The 16,351-nt window shown below is 56.7% G+C and carries 15 protein-coding genes and 1 riboswitch; of the genes, 9 read left to right on the forward strand and 6 right to left on the reverse strand.

The window, feature by feature from the left end:
* Positions 1–468: 468 nt before the first annotated feature.
* Positions 469–648, reverse strand: a complete 180-nt coding sequence (locus H6F59_RS13165; RefSeq protein WP_190700353.1) for a hypothetical protein — start codon at positions 646–648, stop codon at positions 469–471.
* A 353-nt stretch (positions 649–1,001) separates the two neighbouring features.
* Between H6F59_RS13165 and H6F59_RS13175 the strand changes: the two genes are divergently transcribed.
* Positions 1,002–1,652 carry a class I SAM-dependent methyltransferase gene (locus H6F59_RS13175; RefSeq protein ID WP_190700359.1) on the forward strand — a complete coding sequence of 217 codons (651 nt, stop codon included), beginning with the start codon at positions 1,002–1,004 and terminating at the stop codon, positions 1,650–1,652.
* 3 nt (positions 1,653–1,655) lie between these two features.
* Here H6F59_RS13175 and H6F59_RS13180 read toward each other — a convergent pair whose 3' ends face one another.
* Positions 1,656–2,153, reverse strand: coding sequence for a DUF456 family protein (locus tag H6F59_RS13180; protein WP_190700829.1), 498 nt, complete (start codon positions 2,151–2,153; stop codon positions 1,656–1,658).
* A gap of 475 nt (positions 2,154–2,628) precedes the next feature.
* Here H6F59_RS13180 and H6F59_RS13185 point away from each other — a divergent pair, with 475 nt between their 5' ends.
* The 3 genes from H6F59_RS13185 (at position 2,629) to H6F59_RS13195 (ending at position 7,040) form a co-directional block, all read left to right on the forward strand.
* Positions 2,629–3,513, forward strand: a complete 885-nt coding sequence (locus tag H6F59_RS13185; RefSeq protein ID WP_313887205.1) for an EamA family transporter — start codon at positions 2,629–2,631, stop codon at positions 3,511–3,513.
* A gap of 178 nt (positions 3,514–3,691) precedes the next feature.
* Positions 3,692–4,804 (forward strand): YgcG family protein, encoded by a 1,113-nt coding sequence (locus H6F59_RS13190; RefSeq protein ID WP_190700367.1) that lies wholly within the window; start codon positions 3,692–3,694, stop codon positions 4,802–4,804.
* A 115-nt stretch (positions 4,805–4,919) separates the two neighbouring features.
* Positions 4,920–7,040 (forward strand): serine/threonine-protein kinase, encoded by a 2,121-nt coding sequence (locus H6F59_RS13195; protein WP_190700370.1) that lies wholly within the window; start codon positions 4,920–4,922, stop codon positions 7,038–7,040.
* Here H6F59_RS13195 and H6F59_RS13200 read toward each other — a convergent pair.
* On the reverse strand, positions 7,037–7,855 hold the full coding sequence (locus H6F59_RS13200; protein WP_190700374.1) for a cyanophycinase: 819 nt from the start codon (positions 7,853–7,855) through the stop codon (positions 7,037–7,039). The two genes, H6F59_RS13195 and H6F59_RS13200, sit on opposite strands and share 4 nt — an antisense overlap.
* 177 nt (positions 7,856–8,032) lie before the next feature.
* Here H6F59_RS13200 and trmD point away from each other — a divergent pair, with 177 nt between their 5' ends.
* The 3 genes from trmD (at position 8,033) to H6F59_RS13215 (ending at position 10,129) form a co-directional block, all read left to right on the forward strand.
* The gene (gene trmD, locus H6F59_RS13205; protein WP_190700377.1) at positions 8,033–8,755 is read left to right on the forward strand and encodes a tRNA (guanosine(37)-N1)-methyltransferase TrmD; all 723 of its coding nucleotides are present in this window, start codon (positions 8,033–8,035) and stop codon (positions 8,753–8,755) included.
* A gap of 144 nt (positions 8,756–8,899) precedes the next feature.
* Positions 8,900–9,382 (forward strand): 2-C-methyl-D-erythritol 2,4-cyclodiphosphate synthase, encoded by a 483-nt coding sequence (gene ispF / locus H6F59_RS13210; protein WP_190700381.1) that lies wholly within the window; start codon positions 8,900–8,902, stop codon positions 9,380–9,382.
* 360 nt (positions 9,383–9,742) lie between these two features.
* Positions 9,743–10,129: a phospholipid-binding protein gene (locus H6F59_RS13215; protein ID WP_190516637.1), complete on the forward strand. Its 387-nt coding sequence runs from the start codon at positions 9,743–9,745 to the stop codon at positions 10,127–10,129.
* A gap of 125 nt (positions 10,130–10,254) precedes the next feature.
* Here H6F59_RS13215 and H6F59_RS13220 read toward each other — a convergent pair whose 3' ends face one another.
* The 3 genes from H6F59_RS13220 to H6F59_RS13230 all read right to left on the reverse strand — a co-directional run bounded on the left by H6F59_RS13220 (position 10,255) and on the right by H6F59_RS13230 (position 13,265).
* On the reverse strand, positions 10,255–11,181 hold the full coding sequence (locus H6F59_RS13220; protein ID WP_242021454.1) for a carbohydrate ABC transporter permease: 927 nt from the start codon (positions 11,179–11,181) through the stop codon (positions 10,255–10,257).
* 26 nt (positions 11,182–11,207) lie between these two features.
* A complete protein-coding gene (cobQ, locus tag H6F59_RS13225; RefSeq protein ID WP_190700385.1) occupies positions 11,208–12,698 on the reverse strand; it encodes a cobyric acid synthase CobQ in 1,491 nt (496 codons plus the stop codon).
* A 156-nt stretch (positions 12,699–12,854) separates the two neighbouring features.
* Positions 12,855–13,265, reverse strand: coding sequence for an Npun_F0494 family protein (locus H6F59_RS13230; protein WP_190700389.1), 411 nt, complete (start codon positions 13,263–13,265; stop codon positions 12,855–12,857).
* Positions 13,266–13,524: 259 nt separating this feature from the next.
* Positions 13,525–13,666, forward strand: a riboswitch (guanidine-I (ykkC/yxkD leader).
* Positions 13,667–13,772: 106 nt separating this feature from the next.
* On the opposite strand from H6F59_RS13230, the gene glnT reads away from it, so the two are divergent.
* Positions 13,773–15,134 carry a type III glutamate--ammonia ligase gene (gene glnT, locus H6F59_RS13235; RefSeq protein WP_190700392.1) on the forward strand — a complete coding sequence of 454 codons (1,362 nt, stop codon included), beginning with the start codon at positions 13,773–13,775 and terminating at the stop codon, positions 15,132–15,134.
* A gap of 77 nt (positions 15,135–15,211) precedes the next feature.
* Positions 15,212–16,255 carry an ABC transporter substrate-binding protein gene (locus H6F59_RS13240; protein WP_190700395.1) on the forward strand — a complete coding sequence of 348 codons (1,044 nt, stop codon included), beginning with the start codon at positions 15,212–15,214 and terminating at the stop codon, positions 16,253–16,255.
* Positions 16,256–16,351 lie beyond the last annotated feature (96 nt).

Consider the following 16,351-nt stretch of genomic DNA (forward strand, 5'->3'; position numbering starts at 1 on the left):
TTGACTGACTAGTAAATAGAAAGGGGAACATAAAAACTTTAGCCATTACTTCAGGTGAGATTTTCAGTGACTCAGCTAATCGAGAACTGTAGAAAACTAGCTCTCAAACTGAGTGCTCACGCCTCAATAGGTTAAGTTTATCTAAGAGGCCAAAATCCTTTAAGAGGGGTTTCACCCCTACGAGAAATATTGAAGGAGCAAACTTTTTTTAGGAATAAATCAATCCGTAGATCTGCGTAAACATTCGATTTTTGAGCGCCTTGTAGGTTTAATCGCAACAGAGAAATCCGAAAAATATGACGTGCTTTTGTGGGTCAAATCGGCCAACTGGTAGTAGGCTTCCGTAAAATTACATAGGTAATTTTGTACTTCCGTCATCTGGCCGAAACGAAAGTTTATTTCTTGGTTTCTAAATGCGGGTTCAGGTTTTCGCGAATTTGTTGTCTTTTGAATCGCTAGAGCGACTGTCTAAATGATGTGATTGAGCCCTTGGCGATCGCCGATTTGGTGGGCGATCGCCACCAGGGTTTGACATCTCTGCGCTACCGATAGTTTAATTTGGCGGTAATACTCTATATCTAGCCCTATGTCAGAATCACGGCCTAGGGGTTCATTGGTGAAGCCTGACGTAGGGAGGCGGATCCCCATGCGATGCGGCTTGGGTAGAAAGCTGGGCGCACTGAGTTTGGGGATGACGCTGGGGGAAGTTATCCACTGCCCGGTGTAGCGAACATATCTTCTGAGTGGTTATAGGAGGGCGAGAGCCTGAGGACGGTCTGCCAATTTGCTGACTTTGCTGCCGCCGTCGCCCTTGTAAATGCGTCTCGTAGAACCCGCTGATAGGTTGGAGCACCACCCCGATCTAGCGATCGTCAACCGCGTCACGCTCTCGGTGACCACCCATGACGCTAAGGTTCGACGAGCCTAGATTTTGCCCTGGCTGAGGAGATCTCTGCGCTGCACAATGGGCAATGTCAGACGCCTTTACATCCGCAAACGCCATGACCCTATCTCCGACCGGCAACCAATGGACCTCGGCCAGCCATGCCCTAGATTATCTAGCCCGGGCTGATACGATTCCGCACCGCACCGAGGGGGAGGCTGTACTGCTGGATCTGGTGCCCAAAACGGCTCGTCGTATTCTCGACCTGGGTACAGGAGATGGACGACTCCTGAGACTACTGAAGATTGATCGGCCTGAGGCCAATTGCGTAGCGCTGGATTTTTCGCCGACCATGCTGGCGGCGGTGCGCGATCGCTTTGGTGCAGACCCCAACGTTACTATCGTTAGCCACGACCTATCTCAGCCTTTACCCAACCTCGGCACCTTTGACGCAGTGGTCTCAAGCTTTGCTATTCACCACCTCGAACATCCCCGCAAGGCAGCCCTTTACGCAGAGATATGCCAAATTCTGGAACCCGAAGGCTGCTTTTGCAACCTGGAGCATGTGGCTTCTCCTACAGAGCGGCTGCACCACCAGTTTTTAGCGGCCATTGGCTATACCCCCGACGAAGAAGATCCCTCCAACCAACTGCTGGATGTGGAAACTCAGCTGGGCTGGCTAAGGCAGCTTGGGCTTGACGATGTTGACTGCCACTGGAAATGGCGCGAGATGGCGCTGCTAGCGGGTCTCAAGCCGCTCAAGAGGTGAACTTTAGGCCCAACTTCCTGGCCAAGTAGTGGCTAAGAACACGATTAGGCTAATCAGGGCAAGAATGCCCTGTAAAACATTGCCGACTAGCGTACCAACCACAATGGCCAAGCCTACCTTGGCCGACTGCTTGACCCGCTGGAGCAGCTTCAGCTCGCGGCGGTGCAGAAATTCGCCAATAAAAGCCCCCATCACCGTGCCGATCAAAAGCCCGAGCAGGGGAATGCCCGTCGGCAAAAGAGGTAGCAACCCAAACAGGCCAAAAAACATGCCTATAAAAGCCCCAATTTGACCCCAGTTGCTGGCCCCTACTCGCTGCGCCCCCAGCACCCCAGCCAAGTAGTCGATGACAAAGCTGAGGATGAGAGCGGCGATCGCGACCCCCAACGCCCACTTGAGGCCGACAAACCCGACAACTAAGCCCCATATCACCATGGCCCCTACAATCAGCGTGATTCCGGGCAGGGCCGGCACTACTGCGCCAATTACCCCCACCACCATGACGAGCACCAGCAACCAATACAGGGCTAAATGCCACGCCGCGGTGGTGTCGATCGCTGTGGATACCTGCACCTGAGCAGGCAAGCTAGCGATGCTGTGACCGATCTGACTCAGGGAGTTGCTGCTGCTGTTGACTAAGCCAGCTATCCACTGAGTCACTTGAGAGTAAACTCCAGAGAGGCCTTGTGGGAGCGGTGATGGAGTCGGGTCAAGGGCTAAAAAATCAGGCATAGAAAGCATCCTGGAGAAATGTTGCACCTCTAGGAGCAGGGTGCTGGAGTAATTGCCACAGTCTAAAGCGGATCATAGCCAAAACCAGGGTCACTATTAGGACGGCTGAAGGTGCGGCCATCCATACATCTATATATTTATGCTGGTGATAGCAGCGTATCGATGCCGTCGCTAGATGGAGTGGTCGGAGAGCGTTAGAGTTGGAGGACGCTTTTTCGCCTCCTTGATCTTGGAGCTTTGCCCTGTGCTGCCTAACTCTTGGCTACCCAAGTCCCTGCTGCCTACCTTTAACCCGCCAGCGCCGCTGTTGGTGATAGCCGCTATGGCTTCGACCCAGCTGGGCTCAACCTTGGCCAAGAGCTTATTCGGCCAGGTGGGACCCTTGGGCATGGTGCTACTGCGGGTGGGGTTGTCGGCCGTGGTGTTAGTGGCTTGGTGCCGTCCCCGTTGGCGAGGGCACCGTCCGGCTGACTACCGGCTGCTGGTGGTCTTTGGGCTGTCGTTGGCGGTGATGAATGCGCTGTTTTACGGTGCGATCGCCCGGATTCCCATCGGCGTTGCGGTCGCGCTCGAGTTTTCCGGCCCGCTGGCGGTGGCGCTGCTGCACTCGCGCCGCTGGCTCGACGGATTGTGGGTTGCTCTGGCGGCGGTGGGCATTGTGTTGCTATCGCCCCTCAACACCCCAGCGCTCGACAGTTGGGGGGTGGTAATGGCGCTGCTGGCCGGGGTGGCCTGGGGCAGCTATATTGTGCTGTCGGCCCGCATGGGACAGGCTTTTCGCGGTGGGGAGGGGCTGGCGCTGTCGATGGCGGTGGGTGCATTGCTGCTGCTGCCCGTCGGGATCGCGGCGGAGGGCCGACTGCTGCTGTCACCCCATATTTTGCTGCTGGGGTTGGGGGTGGCGATGCTGGCCTCGACTCTGCCCTATTCTTTAGAAATGACGGCGCTGCGCCGTATGCCGGTGAACGTGTTTGGCGTGCTGATGAGTTTAGAACCTGCGATCGCCGCCGTAATCAGCTTTTTTTGGCTCGGCGAAACCCTGAGCTTGACCATGATTGGTGCCATTGGTTTAGTCACGCTCGCCGCAGCGGGTGTGTCTTTATCCCAGCCTGCTACCAAGGCTGTTTGAGTTGAGCGTACTGGCAAAAGCGCGCCGATCTGCTGAATTTAATAGAGTCTTGCCTGCCCTACAGCAGAAGTGATCGCCGCCGAGTTCAGGGGAATTCTGGAGTTAATCAACACGGCGGAGGCGGGGTTAACCGGTGGCAACAATCAGTGGAAAACTGCGGCAGAGATGGATCTTAATCATGGGCGTGAGTGCCGTGATGGGTTTAGTGTTCTGCGCTCCTGACTCAGCCCTAGGCAACGCTAATGTCCAGTCTGTTCTGACCCAAACTGCTGCCGACTCCCTGCTGGCTCAGGCTCGAACGGGCTATCCCCAGCGCCAAGACGCCCAGATCAACGACTACGGCGAGGTGCTGCTACCGGCTGATGCCGCTCACCTGCGAGAGTTGTTGGAGCAGGTTAAGACAATTAATGGCATCGAAATCGTGGTGGTGACAGTGCCCTCAATCGGGGTTTACGAAACCGGGGATGATGCTATTGAAAGTTTTGCCACCAATCTTTTCAACGCCTGGGGCATTGGCGATGCCCAACGCAACGATGGGGTACTGGTGCTGTTTTCAGAGGGCGATCGCGCCGTGCGCATTGAGCTAGGTAAGGGCTACAGCCGCGTCTACGACGCTCGCATGCAGACCGTAATTGATGAATACATGCTGCCGCGCTTTCGGACCTCGGCCTACAGCACAGGCTTGTATGAAGGCACCCAGGCCTTGGTTGGACAGCTGACCGGGCCACCGCCTACAGCCCTAGAGAAACTGCCTTGGGGGTGGCTGATTCTCGGCCTAGGCGGGCTCGTTTCTGGTGGAGTTGCGATTGCGGGTTATAAACTGTTGCTCAACCTATGGCGACCCCAGTGCGAGCTATGCCAGGTGCGAATGACCAATCTGAGTGATACCGAGGCCAAAGCCCACCTAGACGCAGGGCAAATCTTAGAGCTGGAGCTGCAGTCGGTCTTTCACACCGTTGCTGAGTGCCCCCAATGCCATAAGCACACCGCTCGTCACTTCGATAACTTAATCACTTCCTTTGAGTCCTGTCCGAGCTGTCACTACAAAACGCTGGAAGAGGTGCAGCGCACCACAGTAAAAGAGCCAACCTATTACTCGTCGGGAGAAGCGCTGGCCAAACGGCACTGCCGCCACTGCGACCATAGCGACCAAACGACCATTACCTTAGCTCAGCTGCATCACAGCACTAGTTCATCCTCCAGTAGCTTTAGCGGTGGCTCAACCTCTGGGGGCAGCTCGTCTTCGGGGGGTGGGTCGTCTTCAGGGGGCGGAGCCAGCGGCAAGTGGTAATTGAACCCTACCTTTTGGCGGTTGACCAATTGCAAAGAAAGGCCGTTGCCTAGACAAACCGCCTGCATTCCGTGGAACACTGTTGCTACACAGGGAATGCATTCTAACGTCGGCTATGAGTCTTTGTATCAACCCAAATTGCCGTCAGCCTAACCATCCCGATAATGGGGGCAGTCCTACCTGCATGGCCTGTGGGTCGGCTTTAGTGCTCCAGGGTCGCTACCGGGTGATGCGGCTAATTAGCAGCGACAGCGGCTTTGGCCGCGTGTATGAAGCTTACGAGCGCAACGTCCCCAAAATTCTCAAGGTGCTCAAAGAGGGCTACAACACCAACGACAAAGTGGTGGAGCTGTTTCGCCGCGAGGCCCAGGTGCTGAGCCAGCTCAACCATCCGGGGGTGCCTCGGATTGAGCCTGAGGGCTATTTCCTCTACTACCCAGCCAATGGTGGCGAGCCTTCTCACTGTCTGTTGATGGAGAAGATCGAAGGTCCCAACCTGAAGCAGTGGATGGTGCAGCAGGGCAACCACCCAATCAGTGAAAAGCAGGCCATGCTGTGGCTCACCCAGCTGACCGATGTGCTCGATCTGGTGCATCAGCACAACTATTTTCACCGCGACATCAAGCCCGAAAACATTATGCTGCGCCCCTCGGGGCAGCTGGTGCTGGTTGACTTTGGGGCGGCCCGCGAGATGACCCAAACCTACATGGCTAACCTGGGCGATAGCGGCATTACGACTGTGAGTTCGGCGGGCTACACGCCCCCCGAGCAGGAGCAGGGCCAGGCGGTGCCCCAGTCTGACTTTTATGCCTTGGGTCGCACGCTCATCTATTTAATGACGGCCAAGTTGCCCAACGACCCAGCGATCTACAACTCGCGTACCAATGCGTTTGCGTGGCGGTCGGCAGCGCCGCAGATTTCTGCCCCTCTGGCCGATTTGATTGACAATCTAATCGCTCCGGCGGCCGCCTATCGCCCCCAAAACACCGAGGCAATTTTAGAACGTCTGGCCCAGGTGCGATCGCGCCAAGTCTCTGGCCTGCCTCGCTCGACTAACAACACCTCGGCACCGACCTGGCCCCTAACGACCCTCAACCCCCACGAGGCCCAGACTCTCCCTGAACCTTCGCGCAGCTTTTTGCCCCCCTGGTTAGACCAACGCCCCTGGCTGCTGGCCGGTCTCACGGGGCTAGCTCTGGCGGTGCCCTTAGGCTGGTACGCGCTGAGCCGAGGGGCACTACCCTTGGCCTTGAGTGACTCTCGGGTGACAGCACCGGCTCTCCAGAATTTGACCGTCAGCCCGGTGGCGATCCTGACTGGACACGAGAATGATATTTACGATCTATTGCTGCTACGAGACGGCAAAACGCTGATCTCTGCCAGTGCTGACAGCACGGTTCGAATGTGGGATTTGGAGGACAACACCCTGCGTCACACCCTGACTCATGCCAATGTGGTTCAGGCGATCGCCACCACCGTTGACCAGACAACCTTAATTAGCACCGGGGACGATCGCGCCATTCGCTTTTGGTCGCTGCCCGATGGCCAACCCCTAGGACAGCTTGACAATGCCCACGGCACACCCATCCGCGCTTTGGAGGTCAGTCGCAATGGCCGCACGCTGGTGAGTGCTGACAGCGAGGGGAGCATCAAACTGTGGCCTTTGACCGACGCCACCGGCTCCCTAAACCTATCGGGCATGTCGGCAGCTGGTCCTAGCCACACTCTTCAGGCCGATGGCACCTTAAACGATCTGTTGTTCACCCGCGATAACACCATGCTGATCAGCGGCGGCAAAAGCCTCCAGCTTTGGGATTGGGCCAGTTTAAGGGATGGCGCCACGGGCGCGGCTAGTTTGCCCACCACCCTGGAAGGGCATACCAGCTTTGTCAACCGCATTGAAATTACCGACGATGATCAAACCCTAGTGAGTGCCTCAGCCGATCAAAATGTGCTGCTTTGGGATATGGCTACAAAGTCCCAAAGCGCAGCGTTGGAAGGTCACCAAGGTTACGTCAACACCTTGCGTTTAGAGGGGCCTCAGCTCTGGAGCGCTGACGCTGACAAAACGATTTTGGTGTGGGATTTGCAGCAAAAGGCTCCGATTCAACGGATTACCGGCTTTGAAACCGATATCTGGCGCTTTGCGGTGCAGCCCAACGGCCAAATTATTACCATTGGTGGCACCCAGCCCTACATTCGACTCTGGAGTCTGGATCAGCCCCCAGAGCCCTAGCTCTTGGCCACAGTTAAGACTTTGCGGTGGTTAACGTCAAAGCGATCGCCGTGGGCCAGCAGGTGCAGCCGCAGCCCGTGGATGCTGAGCGGGTCGGAGGCGGTAATGTCGGGCTCGTTGGTATGGGTCATATCGCTGGGGTCGACCACGGCAATTACTCCTTTGCCGATCACCCGAAAGCTACCGTCGCTCTCAAATAGAGCACAGGTGTCTTCGTCAATGCCCAACCCGAGACGGTTGGGCTGCATGGCCATGGCGCTCATCAGCCGGGCCATGCGGTTGCGATTGTGAAAGTGCTGGTCGACAATCACCTCGGGCACAAAGCCCAGACCGATTGCCATATCTACCAGCGACCGATTGGGCGACTCACCGCTGCCGCCCCCAGCGATCATGTGGTGGCCCATGACAGCAGCTCCAGCGCTGGTGCCGCCCAGGGTGATTTCGCCCAGCTGGGCCCGCTGCCGCACCAGGTTAATGAGGGGAGTATCGGCCAGTAGGCCACAGAGGCGCACCTGGTCGCCGCCAGTGATAAAGACACCGGTGCAGGGTTCGACGATGGTTTCCCAGGTGGGGTCTTCCCCCTGGGCGCGATCGCGAATATCCATCACCACCGTCTTGGGAGCGCCCATCTCGGCAAAAATCTCTTGATAGCGACCTGAAATTGCTACCGGATCCCGTGAAGCGCAGGGAATGATACCAATGCAGGCCGCCGTCCCCCCAGACCGCTCGAAAAAGGTGTGCAAAATCTCTTTGCCGTGAACTTTATCTTCTGCGCCACCAATGGCCAGAATCGCATGGTGCTTGACGGGAGACATGGGCCGCTCAACAAAGGGACGAAAATTGCTACCTAGACTCAATTACTGCATGATAGAGAGCGTTATATACCAAGTCCAGCTCAAGATCTGTAGTTTTCCTACCGGTAGGACTCCACTTCTGGACATGGATGACGTTTACTCAACCCATCAGGTCGTTAGGCCTCAGCAGTCTAGGCTATGACAACTGGCATTTCGGGGGCTTCCCATCTGAGAGTAGATGTTGTCAGCCTGTTTCCAGACTTTTTTGCATCCCCTCTAGAGTCAGGGCTGATTGGTAAAGCCCTGGCCCGCCAAATTGCAGAAGTTTATCTTACCAATCCCAGGGACTTTACAACGGACAAGCACCACCGGGTCGATGACGAACCCTACGGCGGTGGCGTGGGCATGCTGATGAAGCCTGACCCCATCTTTGCGGCGGTAGAATCGCTGCCCGTGCTGCCCCGGCGCGAGGTGATTTTGCTCACCCCCCAGGGCGAGGCGATGACTCAAGACCTGTTTCGCCATCTCGTCACGCTCGATCAGCTGGTGCTGATCTGCGGCCACTACGAAGGGGTCGATGAGCGCGTCAGCCATCTGCTGACGCGGGAGGTTTCCCTAGGCGACTTTGTGCTCACCTGCGGCGAAATTCCGGCCCTGGCATTGATCAATGGCGTGGTGCGGCTGCTGCCGGGCACCGTGGGTAAAACTGACTCCCTGCGCTACGAGAGCTTTGAAACCCCACTGCTCGACTATCCCCAGTACACTCGCCCCGCCAGCTTTCGCGGCTGGGAGGTGCCGGAGGTGCTGCGATCGGGCAACCACGAGGCGATCGCCCAGTGGCGACGGCAGCAGCAGATTGAGCGTACACAGCAGCGGCGGCCCGATTTATATGAGCGGTGGGTGGAGGAGTGTGGGGAGTAGGTGGGTAGATGGGTGGATGGGTAGGAGGGATGAGTAAGGGTGAGCGGATAATCATGCAGGACGTAGGGTGCATTAGCGGAGCAATGCACCGTTCAGGAAAACGTATTCATCCAAAGAATTTAAGAGATATAGGGACGAGAACTTATGGGGATCAGGATTGGCAACGGGTACGACATTCATCGGCTGGTGGAGGGGCGATCGCTCATACTGGGCGGCGTCACCATCCCGCATCACTTGGGGCTGGATGGCCACAGCGATGCTGATGTGCTGACCCACGCGATTATGGATGCGCTGCTGGGGGCGCTGAGTTTGGGCGACATCGGCCTCTACTTTCCGCCGGGAGACCCGCAGTGGGCAGGGGCCGACAGCCTAAAGCTGCTGGCGCAGGTGAATGCGATGGTGCAGGAGCGGGGTTGGCAGGTGAGCAACATTGACTCGGTGGTGGTGGCCGAGCAGCCTAAGCTAAAGCCCCACATCGAGGCGATGCGATCGCGCCTAGCGGATCAGCTGGGCTTGGCCCCCGATCAGGTAGGGGTTAAAGCAACCACTAACGAAAAACTTGGCCCCGTGGGACGCCAGGAGGGAATCGCCGCCTATGCCGTAGCGCTCCTAACGACTGCTGACTAAGAGGCTTTCCCCACAAGCGTTTCACAGGATGCTGAAAATTTAGCCCACCCGAGGCGGGAACCTTTTGTTTTGGCGTGGGTCAAACCACTTTGTTAAATCTTTATGGCCAGTCCGCAGTAGATGTAGCTTTGACAGCACAACTCTCGGCAATGGTTGTAAAAGATACTTAATCTGTTCGAGAAACCCGTAAACTTACTTTATAATATCTTCAAGTTTGACAAGGTTTTGAAGCGGAATTTGCGGTAATGGCCGTGTATCTACTGCTGAGCCTCGATCTAGGTCTGGTCTCAAAGCTAATCCAGGTGGGTTGGTAGCTGTAGGTGCTGGTTTTTGTCCCAGAGACAAAGGGGTAGGGCTCAAATGACTAACGTCATGCAATCGCTGGTGGCAACGGGCCACACCATTCGTGGAGTTTGTTATGCCAAATCTAGCTATTTAAACCAGGCGATCGCAGCACTATCGGCCATTCCCCCCGAGCGGGTAGGTCTAAACGGCGAATACGATTACTACGGCTTGGCTAAGCGCATTAAGGCGAGCTACCACAGTCAGGTCGGGCGCGATGCTGTCAAGCAAATCACTGTCAAGCAGCGCGGCTCGGCTGTCATTCTCAGCGGCCAGGTAGACACCCTAGACCTGCTCGATCAGCTAGTTAATTTGGCGCTGCATACTGAAGGCGCAACCCACGTCGAAGTGCACGACGTGCAGGTTAACGTTCTAGAGCTAGCCCAGCCAGCGCGGGTAGCTTAAGCAAGCTCCAATAAGCCAGGGTTTAGGGCTTAAGGTATCGGATTTAAGGCCGGTTATGAACTGGACACCTTAATTCCAAACTGTCGTTTGACTGTTAGTTTTGGCTTGGCAGACCGCTAATTTGTTTAAGCCATAGGCGTTGAGCCATCGTTAACTGTCAGACGCAGGGCAGACAGCACGAGAATGACTAAGAACAGCCCCAGCCCAATGGTGCAGGCGTAGCTAATTTCGAGCTTTTGGAAGGCCTGCTCGTAGATGTAGTAGACCACGGTTTTAGAGCTGTGGCGCGGTCCGCCCTGGGTCATGATATAGACCTCCTCAAAGACTTTGGTGGCGGCGATCGCCGAGATCACACTCACCAGCACCAGGTAGGGCCGCATCAGCGGCAGCGTAATATCCCAATGGCGTCGCCAGCCGTCAGAGCCATCCAGCGCCGCCGCCTCGTACAGGTCTTGGGGAATGCCCTGGAGCCCCGCCAGATAGATCACCATGTAGTAGCCCAGCCCCTTCCATACCGTCACCACCATGACGCTAAACAGCGCCAGGGCTGGGCTGGTGAGCCAGGGAATACCGTTCTCCGTCAGTCCCAAAGATTTGAGTACTTGGTTAAACAGACCGGTCTCAGCGTAGAGCCAGCGCCAGGCAATGCCTGCCACCACCATCGACACCACCACCGGAGAATAGTAGGCTACCCGCAGCCAGTGAATGCCCCGTAGTTGCCGGTTGACTAAAATCGCCAATCCCAGTGGCGCAAAGGTCAAGATCGGCACGACTCCAGCTAGATAAATCAGGGTATTGCGTACCGTCTGCCAGAAAATTGGGTCGGTTCTCAGCCGCTGCACATTGGCCGAGCCTACCCAGGTGGGGGCCGCCGTCAGGTCAACTCCAAAGGTGGTGAAACTGAGATAAAAGGCTCGAAGAGCAGGCCAAAATACCGATATTCCCAGTGCCGCCAGTGCCGGCAGCAGAAATAGGTAGGGGATCGCTACCTGAGGAACTGTGATATTGAGCGGCCAGGGTTTACCCGTTGGATTGTGCGGAGATGCAGTCATGGGATACCGAAAATAGCTGAAGATGATTATCCCAGCAGCGGTGTTAAATCCAAATGTTCGCTTACTGCCTCGGTGAGTTCATTGAGAATGGCCTCGCGCTGTTCGCGGTAGTTGGGGATGCCGGTGGGCAGTGACCCTAGACCCCGCTGCTGGCGCAGACGGTTGAGCCAAGCCCGCCGCCAGGGGCCGTTGTCGAAGATGCCGTGCAGGTAGGTGCCCCACAGCGACTGACTGACATCGACTACGCCTAAACTGCGGTCTTCAAATAGGAACTCGAACTTGGTGCCCTTTTCGTCTTGCCCCTCGGAGAGGAGGAGCTGGGTGCGGCCCTGGTGCAGCTCGTAGCCCGACACCGGTAGCCCCTCCTGGGGAAATCGGGAGCTGACGGTGCGCTGGCGGGCGATCTTTTGCTGGGTAATAACTGTTCTCAGCGGGAATAGATCGAGACCGGGGAAGCGGCCTTCATGGCCCTCAATGCCTTCAGGATCGGCTAAGAACTGGCCCATCATTTGGAAGCCGCCGCAGACGCCCATCACCGTGCCCCCTGCAGCGACATAGTTTTGGATTTCTTCGGCCATGCCGGTGCGCTGCAAAATCAGTAGGTCGGCAATGGTGGTCTTGGTGCCGGGGATGATCACCGCATCGGGGTAGCTGAGTTTCTCTTTGGGGCTGAGATAAACCACCCGCACGTTTGGCTCGGCCTCCAGCGGGTCGAAGTCGGTGAAGTTAGAGATGCGCGGCAGTCGAATGACGGCGATGGTGATGTCGGCCTGTTTTTTGCTGCCGGGGGTGCGATCGAGCAGGCTGAGGGAGTCTTCGGCAGGGAGGGCATTTTCAACCCAGGGCACCACGCCGAGGACGGGGATGCCGGTGCGCTCTTTGAGCCAGGCTAGACCGGGCTCAAGCACCTCGCGCTGGCCGCGAAATTTGTTGATGATGATCCCTTTGACTAGGGCGCGCTCCTCAGGATCCATCAGCTCTAGGGTGCCAATGATGTGGGCAAACACGCCGCCGCGATCGATGTCGGCCACCAGCACAGTGGGGGCGTTGAGGTGCTTGGCGATGCGCATGTTGGTGAGGTCGCGGTGTTTGAGGTTGACCTCCACCGGGCTACCGGCCCCTTCGCAAACCAAAAAGTCGAAGTCTTGGCTGAGGCGAGTGAGACTTTCCTGAATGGCCTGCCAGCCCTGGTCAAAAAAGTTTTCGTAGTACTGCATAGCGGTGGTGCGCCCCACGGCTCGGCCCTTGAGAATGACCTGGGAGGTCATGTCGCCCTGGGGCTTGAGCAGAATAGGGTTCATCTCTACCTGGGGGGGCACGCCTGCGGCCCAGGCCTGCACTGCCTGGGCATAGCCCATTTCACCACCGTTGGCGGTGACGTAGGAGTTGAGGGCCATGTTTTGCCCTTTGAAGGGGGCGACCCGCCAGCCCCGACGGCTGAGAATGCGGCAAAGGGCCGTGGTAATCAATGATTTACCCACGTGGGAGGCTGTTCCCACTACCATGATTGCTCTCATGGAGCGTCTCCAAAATTGAATGAGTTCGATGGTAGGGCTAGAGCCGGAGTAGATTTACTTGCCGAGCCGTAGCCACTGTCTATGCAGATTCTTCAGGAACAACGCAACCCATCAGGACGATATAGCCCTGCTACCAGCTGGGCGATGATAACCGGCCTAGAAGGGCCAGCGCACCCACCGGCACCATGCATTATAAAGATGATCGCCTAGGGTGGGGCGATACTGGGCCGGACTCAGGGGAGATAGGTGCTCAAACACCTGCCGCCCCATGGGGGTGAGACGAAAGCTGTCGGTGAGGCCCTGGCCATCGACTTCGCGGCGCAAGATGCCCACGGCAATCAGCCACATCATCTCGTTTTCGGCCTGAAGCTCGGCTAGATTTCGACGGCTATAGCGGCTTTTAACCCCGGCTGGTCCACTCACCTGGCGAATGGAAATGCTCTGCGATCGCATATCCGCTAGCAGATCTAACCGAAAAGAAGAGCACCGAAAGGCGCGTTCGGCCCGCTTGAGCGATCGCCGGGGATAGCAAAGGGCAATGGCGTAATCAGACTCAACTGGGGCCATGGGTTTAGAAAATGTGACTGCCTTAAATTGTAGGTTTATTTCACCGTCGGTCGGGCGAAAAGCGGAGAAGAATTCTGCCTATCCGAATATATTTAAGTGCAGCTCAGGATCCTTAGTTTTTATGGAAAAAACTCTATTTTTAGGCCTGAATTTGGTTTATTAGTAACAGCGGTTACTTTCTAATGGTTGAGCAATTGCTAAGCCTATTAGTGCATCAACCGTTGACTTAAGTCACCAGTCACTCAACTAGTTTTAATAGCCAAACGGTTTCTAGGGTTCCGGCTTGCCGCCGCTGCGGTGGAGCGTCTGGTCCGAGAGAAACCGCCAGATAAGTTACTGGCCTCGCTTCAACAGCAGGGCTCACGGCCTCTGGTACACGGCGGGATAAAAGCCCGGGAGGATAGCGAAGCATTGCTTGGCCATTCTCTCGGGCTGTTGTGTTTCATGACGGTTTGCCTCCTGTAGCACCTATTCATTACCCATCCGCCCATTTACCCCTACCCACCTATGGCCCACCCGCTAACTCCTGAAATCGAAGCGCTGAAATCCTCTTTGGAGCATAAAGGTGTCAAGTACGCCCTGGCCAGCTATGTGGATATCCACGGCATGGGCAAGGCCAAAATGGTGCCTCTGGCTCACTTGGGCCAAATGATGGCGGGTTCAGAGCTGTTTACCGGCGCGGCCCTCGATGGGGTGCCCCAGGAGATTAGCGATGAGGAAGTGGCGGCGATGCCCGACCCGGCCTCGGCCACGGTGCTGCCCTGGAAGCCCGAAGTCGCCTGGTTTGCCAGCGATCTCTACCTCAAGGGACAACCCTTTGAGGCCTGCTGCCGCACCATTCTCAAGCAAATGCTGGCCAAGGCAGCGGCGATGGGGTTTACCTTTAACCTGGGCATCGAGACCGAGTTTTTCATGCTCAAGGAAAACGCTGACGGTAGCTTTGGGCCGGTGAGCGATCGCGACCACCTTGCCAAACCCTGCTACGACCTACCCAGCCTGCTCGACAACGCCCCCTGGCTGAGCGAACTGGTGGAATACATGAACCAGCTCGGTTGGGATGTCTATTCCTTTGACCACGAAGACGCCAACGGCCAGTTTGAGACCGACTTTGCCTACAGCGACGCCCTGACCATGGCCGATCGCCTCACCTTCTTTCGGCTGATGGTGAAGGAGATCGCCCGCAAATACGGCTATTTCGCCAGCTTTATGCCCAAGCCCTTCGGCGATCGCACCGGTAGCGGCGCCCACTACAACATGTCTTTGGCCGATATCCAGACCGGGCAAAACCTGTTTGAAGACCCGGACGACCCACGCGGCTGCAAGCTCTCTAAGCTGGGCTACCAGTTTATTGCTGGGGTGCTGCGCCACGCCAAGGCGATCTGCGCCGTCACCTGCCCCACGGTCAACAGCTACAAGCGGCTGCTGCGCCAGGGCAGCATGTCGGGCTTTACCTGGGCCCCGGTTTACATCTGCTACGGCAACAACAACCGCACCAACATGCTGCGCATTCCCCTGGCGGGAGGCCGGGTCGAGTGCCGCGCTGCCGATATTGCCACCAACCCGTATCTGGGGGCCGCAATGATTCTCGCCGCCGGGCTAGAGGGCATTGCTGAGGGGATTGATCCCGGTGACCCCCACACCGAAAACATGTACAACTACTCCCTAGCTGACCTGCAGGCGATGGGCATCGACATGCTGCCTCGCACGCTGCAAGAGGCGATCGACGCCTTTGAGGCCGACTCGCTCAGCCAGGCCGTGATGGGGCCGCTGATGTACCAGACCTACATTGATTTTCGCCGTCGGGAATGGGAGGAGTACCACACCCACATTTCTGACTGGGAAATTAAGCGGTATCTCAAGTTTTTCTAGCGCTCGCCCCTCGCTCCAGGGTGTCCCAAACACCCACAGCTTTCCCTGTAGTTTTTGAGTCTCAAACATCCACCGCCATGAAACGACGTACCTTTTTACCCACGCTGTTTGCCTTTTTTTGCAGCCTGCTGATTACCGTTAGCTGTGCTCAAAACGCGCCCCAGGCCGATGCCCCCGCCGATGCCCCTGCGACTGCTACAGCGGGGGAACCCATAAAGCTCGGCTACAGCAGCTGGGCGGGCTGGTGGCCCTGGGCGATCGCCGAAGAAGAGGGCCTATTCGAAAAGAATGGGGCCAACGTCGAGCTGATCTGGTTTGACGGCTACCTAGAATCAATTCAATCCCTAGCCGCCGGGCAGCTCGATGCCAACAGCCAAACCCTCAACGACACCATCTCCTTCGCAGGGGATGCCGTCAACGGCATGGTGGCGGTGTTGGTCAACGACAACTCTGCCGGTAACGACAAGGTGATTGGGGCTGAGGGCATCGACACCGTCGCCGATCTGGCTGGCAAAACCGTTGCCCTAGAAGAGGGCGTAGTGGGTGACTTTTTGCTCAGCCTGGCCCTCGAAGATGCTGGCCTAACCCGCGACGCTGTAGAAATTAAAAATCTTGAAACCGGGGCTGCGGCCACGGCCTTTGCTGCCGAGCAGGTAGATGGCTTTGCGGGTTGGGTACCCTTCTGGGAAACGGCGCTTTCGCGCGAAGGCAGCAAAGAGCTGGCGAGCTCGGCAGATTTCCCAGGCGCGATTCCTGACCTGCTGGTAGTGACCCAAAAGCTGATCGACAGCCGCCCCGACCAGGTGCAAGCCTTGGTGAATACCTGGTTCGACATTTTGGCCTTTATTGAGGAAAACCCTGAGCGGGCCAACGAGATTATGGCAAAGCGAGCCAGCGTCAGCGACACCGAGTTTGAGAAGTATACCGAGGGCACCAAAATCTTCACCCTAGACGAAAACTTAGAAGCCTTTAGCGCAGGCGGTGATGACATGAAGTACATGCCCTACGCCTCTCAGAAAATGGCCGAATTCATGGTGGAGCTTAAGTTTATCCCCGAGGCCCCCGACCTAGAGGCTATTCTCGATGACCAATTTATTAAGGCCTATACCGCCAAGAAGTAGCCGTTGATGCAAGCCCCGATCGCCGTTCTGTGGATGATGGGGGCTAATGCTTTTCAGGTTTGTTGTACGTTTGGGCTAACCCCTGTGACTCCCGCT

It is taken from the genome of Nodosilinea sp. FACHB-141 (assembly GCF_014696135.1).
Lineage (GTDB): Bacteria > Cyanobacteriota > Cyanobacteriia > Phormidesmidales > Phormidesmidaceae > Nodosilinea.

Coding starts and splice junctions, on each gene's coding strand:
- H6F59_RS13165 (WP_190700353.1), bottom strand. CDS start 648: ATGGGGATCCGCCTCCCTACGTCAGGCTTCACCAATGAACCCCTAGGC.
- H6F59_RS13175 (WP_190700359.1), top strand. CDS start 1,002: ATGACCCTATCTCCGACCGGCAACCAATGGACCTCGGCCAGCCATGCC.
- H6F59_RS13180 (WP_190700829.1), bottom strand. CDS start 2,153: ATGGTGGTGGGGGTAATTGGCGCAGTAGTGCCGGCCCTGCCCGGAATC.
- H6F59_RS13190 (WP_190700367.1), top strand. CDS start 3,692: ATGGGCGTGAGTGCCGTGATGGGTTTAGTGTTCTGCGCTCCTGACTCA.
- H6F59_RS13195 (WP_190700370.1), top strand. CDS start 4,920: ATGAGTCTTTGTATCAACCCAAATTGCCGTCAGCCTAACCATCCCGAT.
- H6F59_RS13200 (WP_190700374.1), bottom strand. CDS start 7,855: ATGTCTCCCGTCAAGCACCATGCGATTCTGGCCATTGGTGGCGCAGAA.
- trmD (WP_190700377.1), top strand. CDS start 8,033: ATGACAACTGGCATTTCGGGGGCTTCCCATCTGAGAGTAGATGTTGTC.
- ispF (WP_190700381.1), top strand. CDS start 8,900: ATGGGGATCAGGATTGGCAACGGGTACGACATTCATCGGCTGGTGGAG.
- H6F59_RS13215 (WP_190516637.1), top strand. CDS start 9,743: ATGACTAACGTCATGCAATCGCTGGTGGCAACGGGCCACACCATTCGT.
- H6F59_RS13220 (WP_242021454.1), bottom strand. CDS start 11,181: ATGACTGCATCTCCGCACAATCCAACGGGTAAACCCTGGCCGCTCAAT.
- cobQ (WP_190700385.1), bottom strand. CDS start 12,698: ATGAGAGCAATCATGGTAGTGGGAACAGCCTCCCACGTGGGTAAATCA.
- H6F59_RS13230 (WP_190700389.1), bottom strand. CDS start 13,265: ATGGCCCCAGTTGAGTCTGATTACGCCATTGCCCTTTGCTATCCCCGG.
- glnT (WP_190700392.1), top strand. CDS start 13,773: ATGGCCCACCCGCTAACTCCTGAAATCGAAGCGCTGAAATCCTCTTTG.
- H6F59_RS13240 (WP_190700395.1), top strand. CDS start 15,212: ATGAAACGACGTACCTTTTTACCCACGCTGTTTGCCTTTTTTTGCAGC.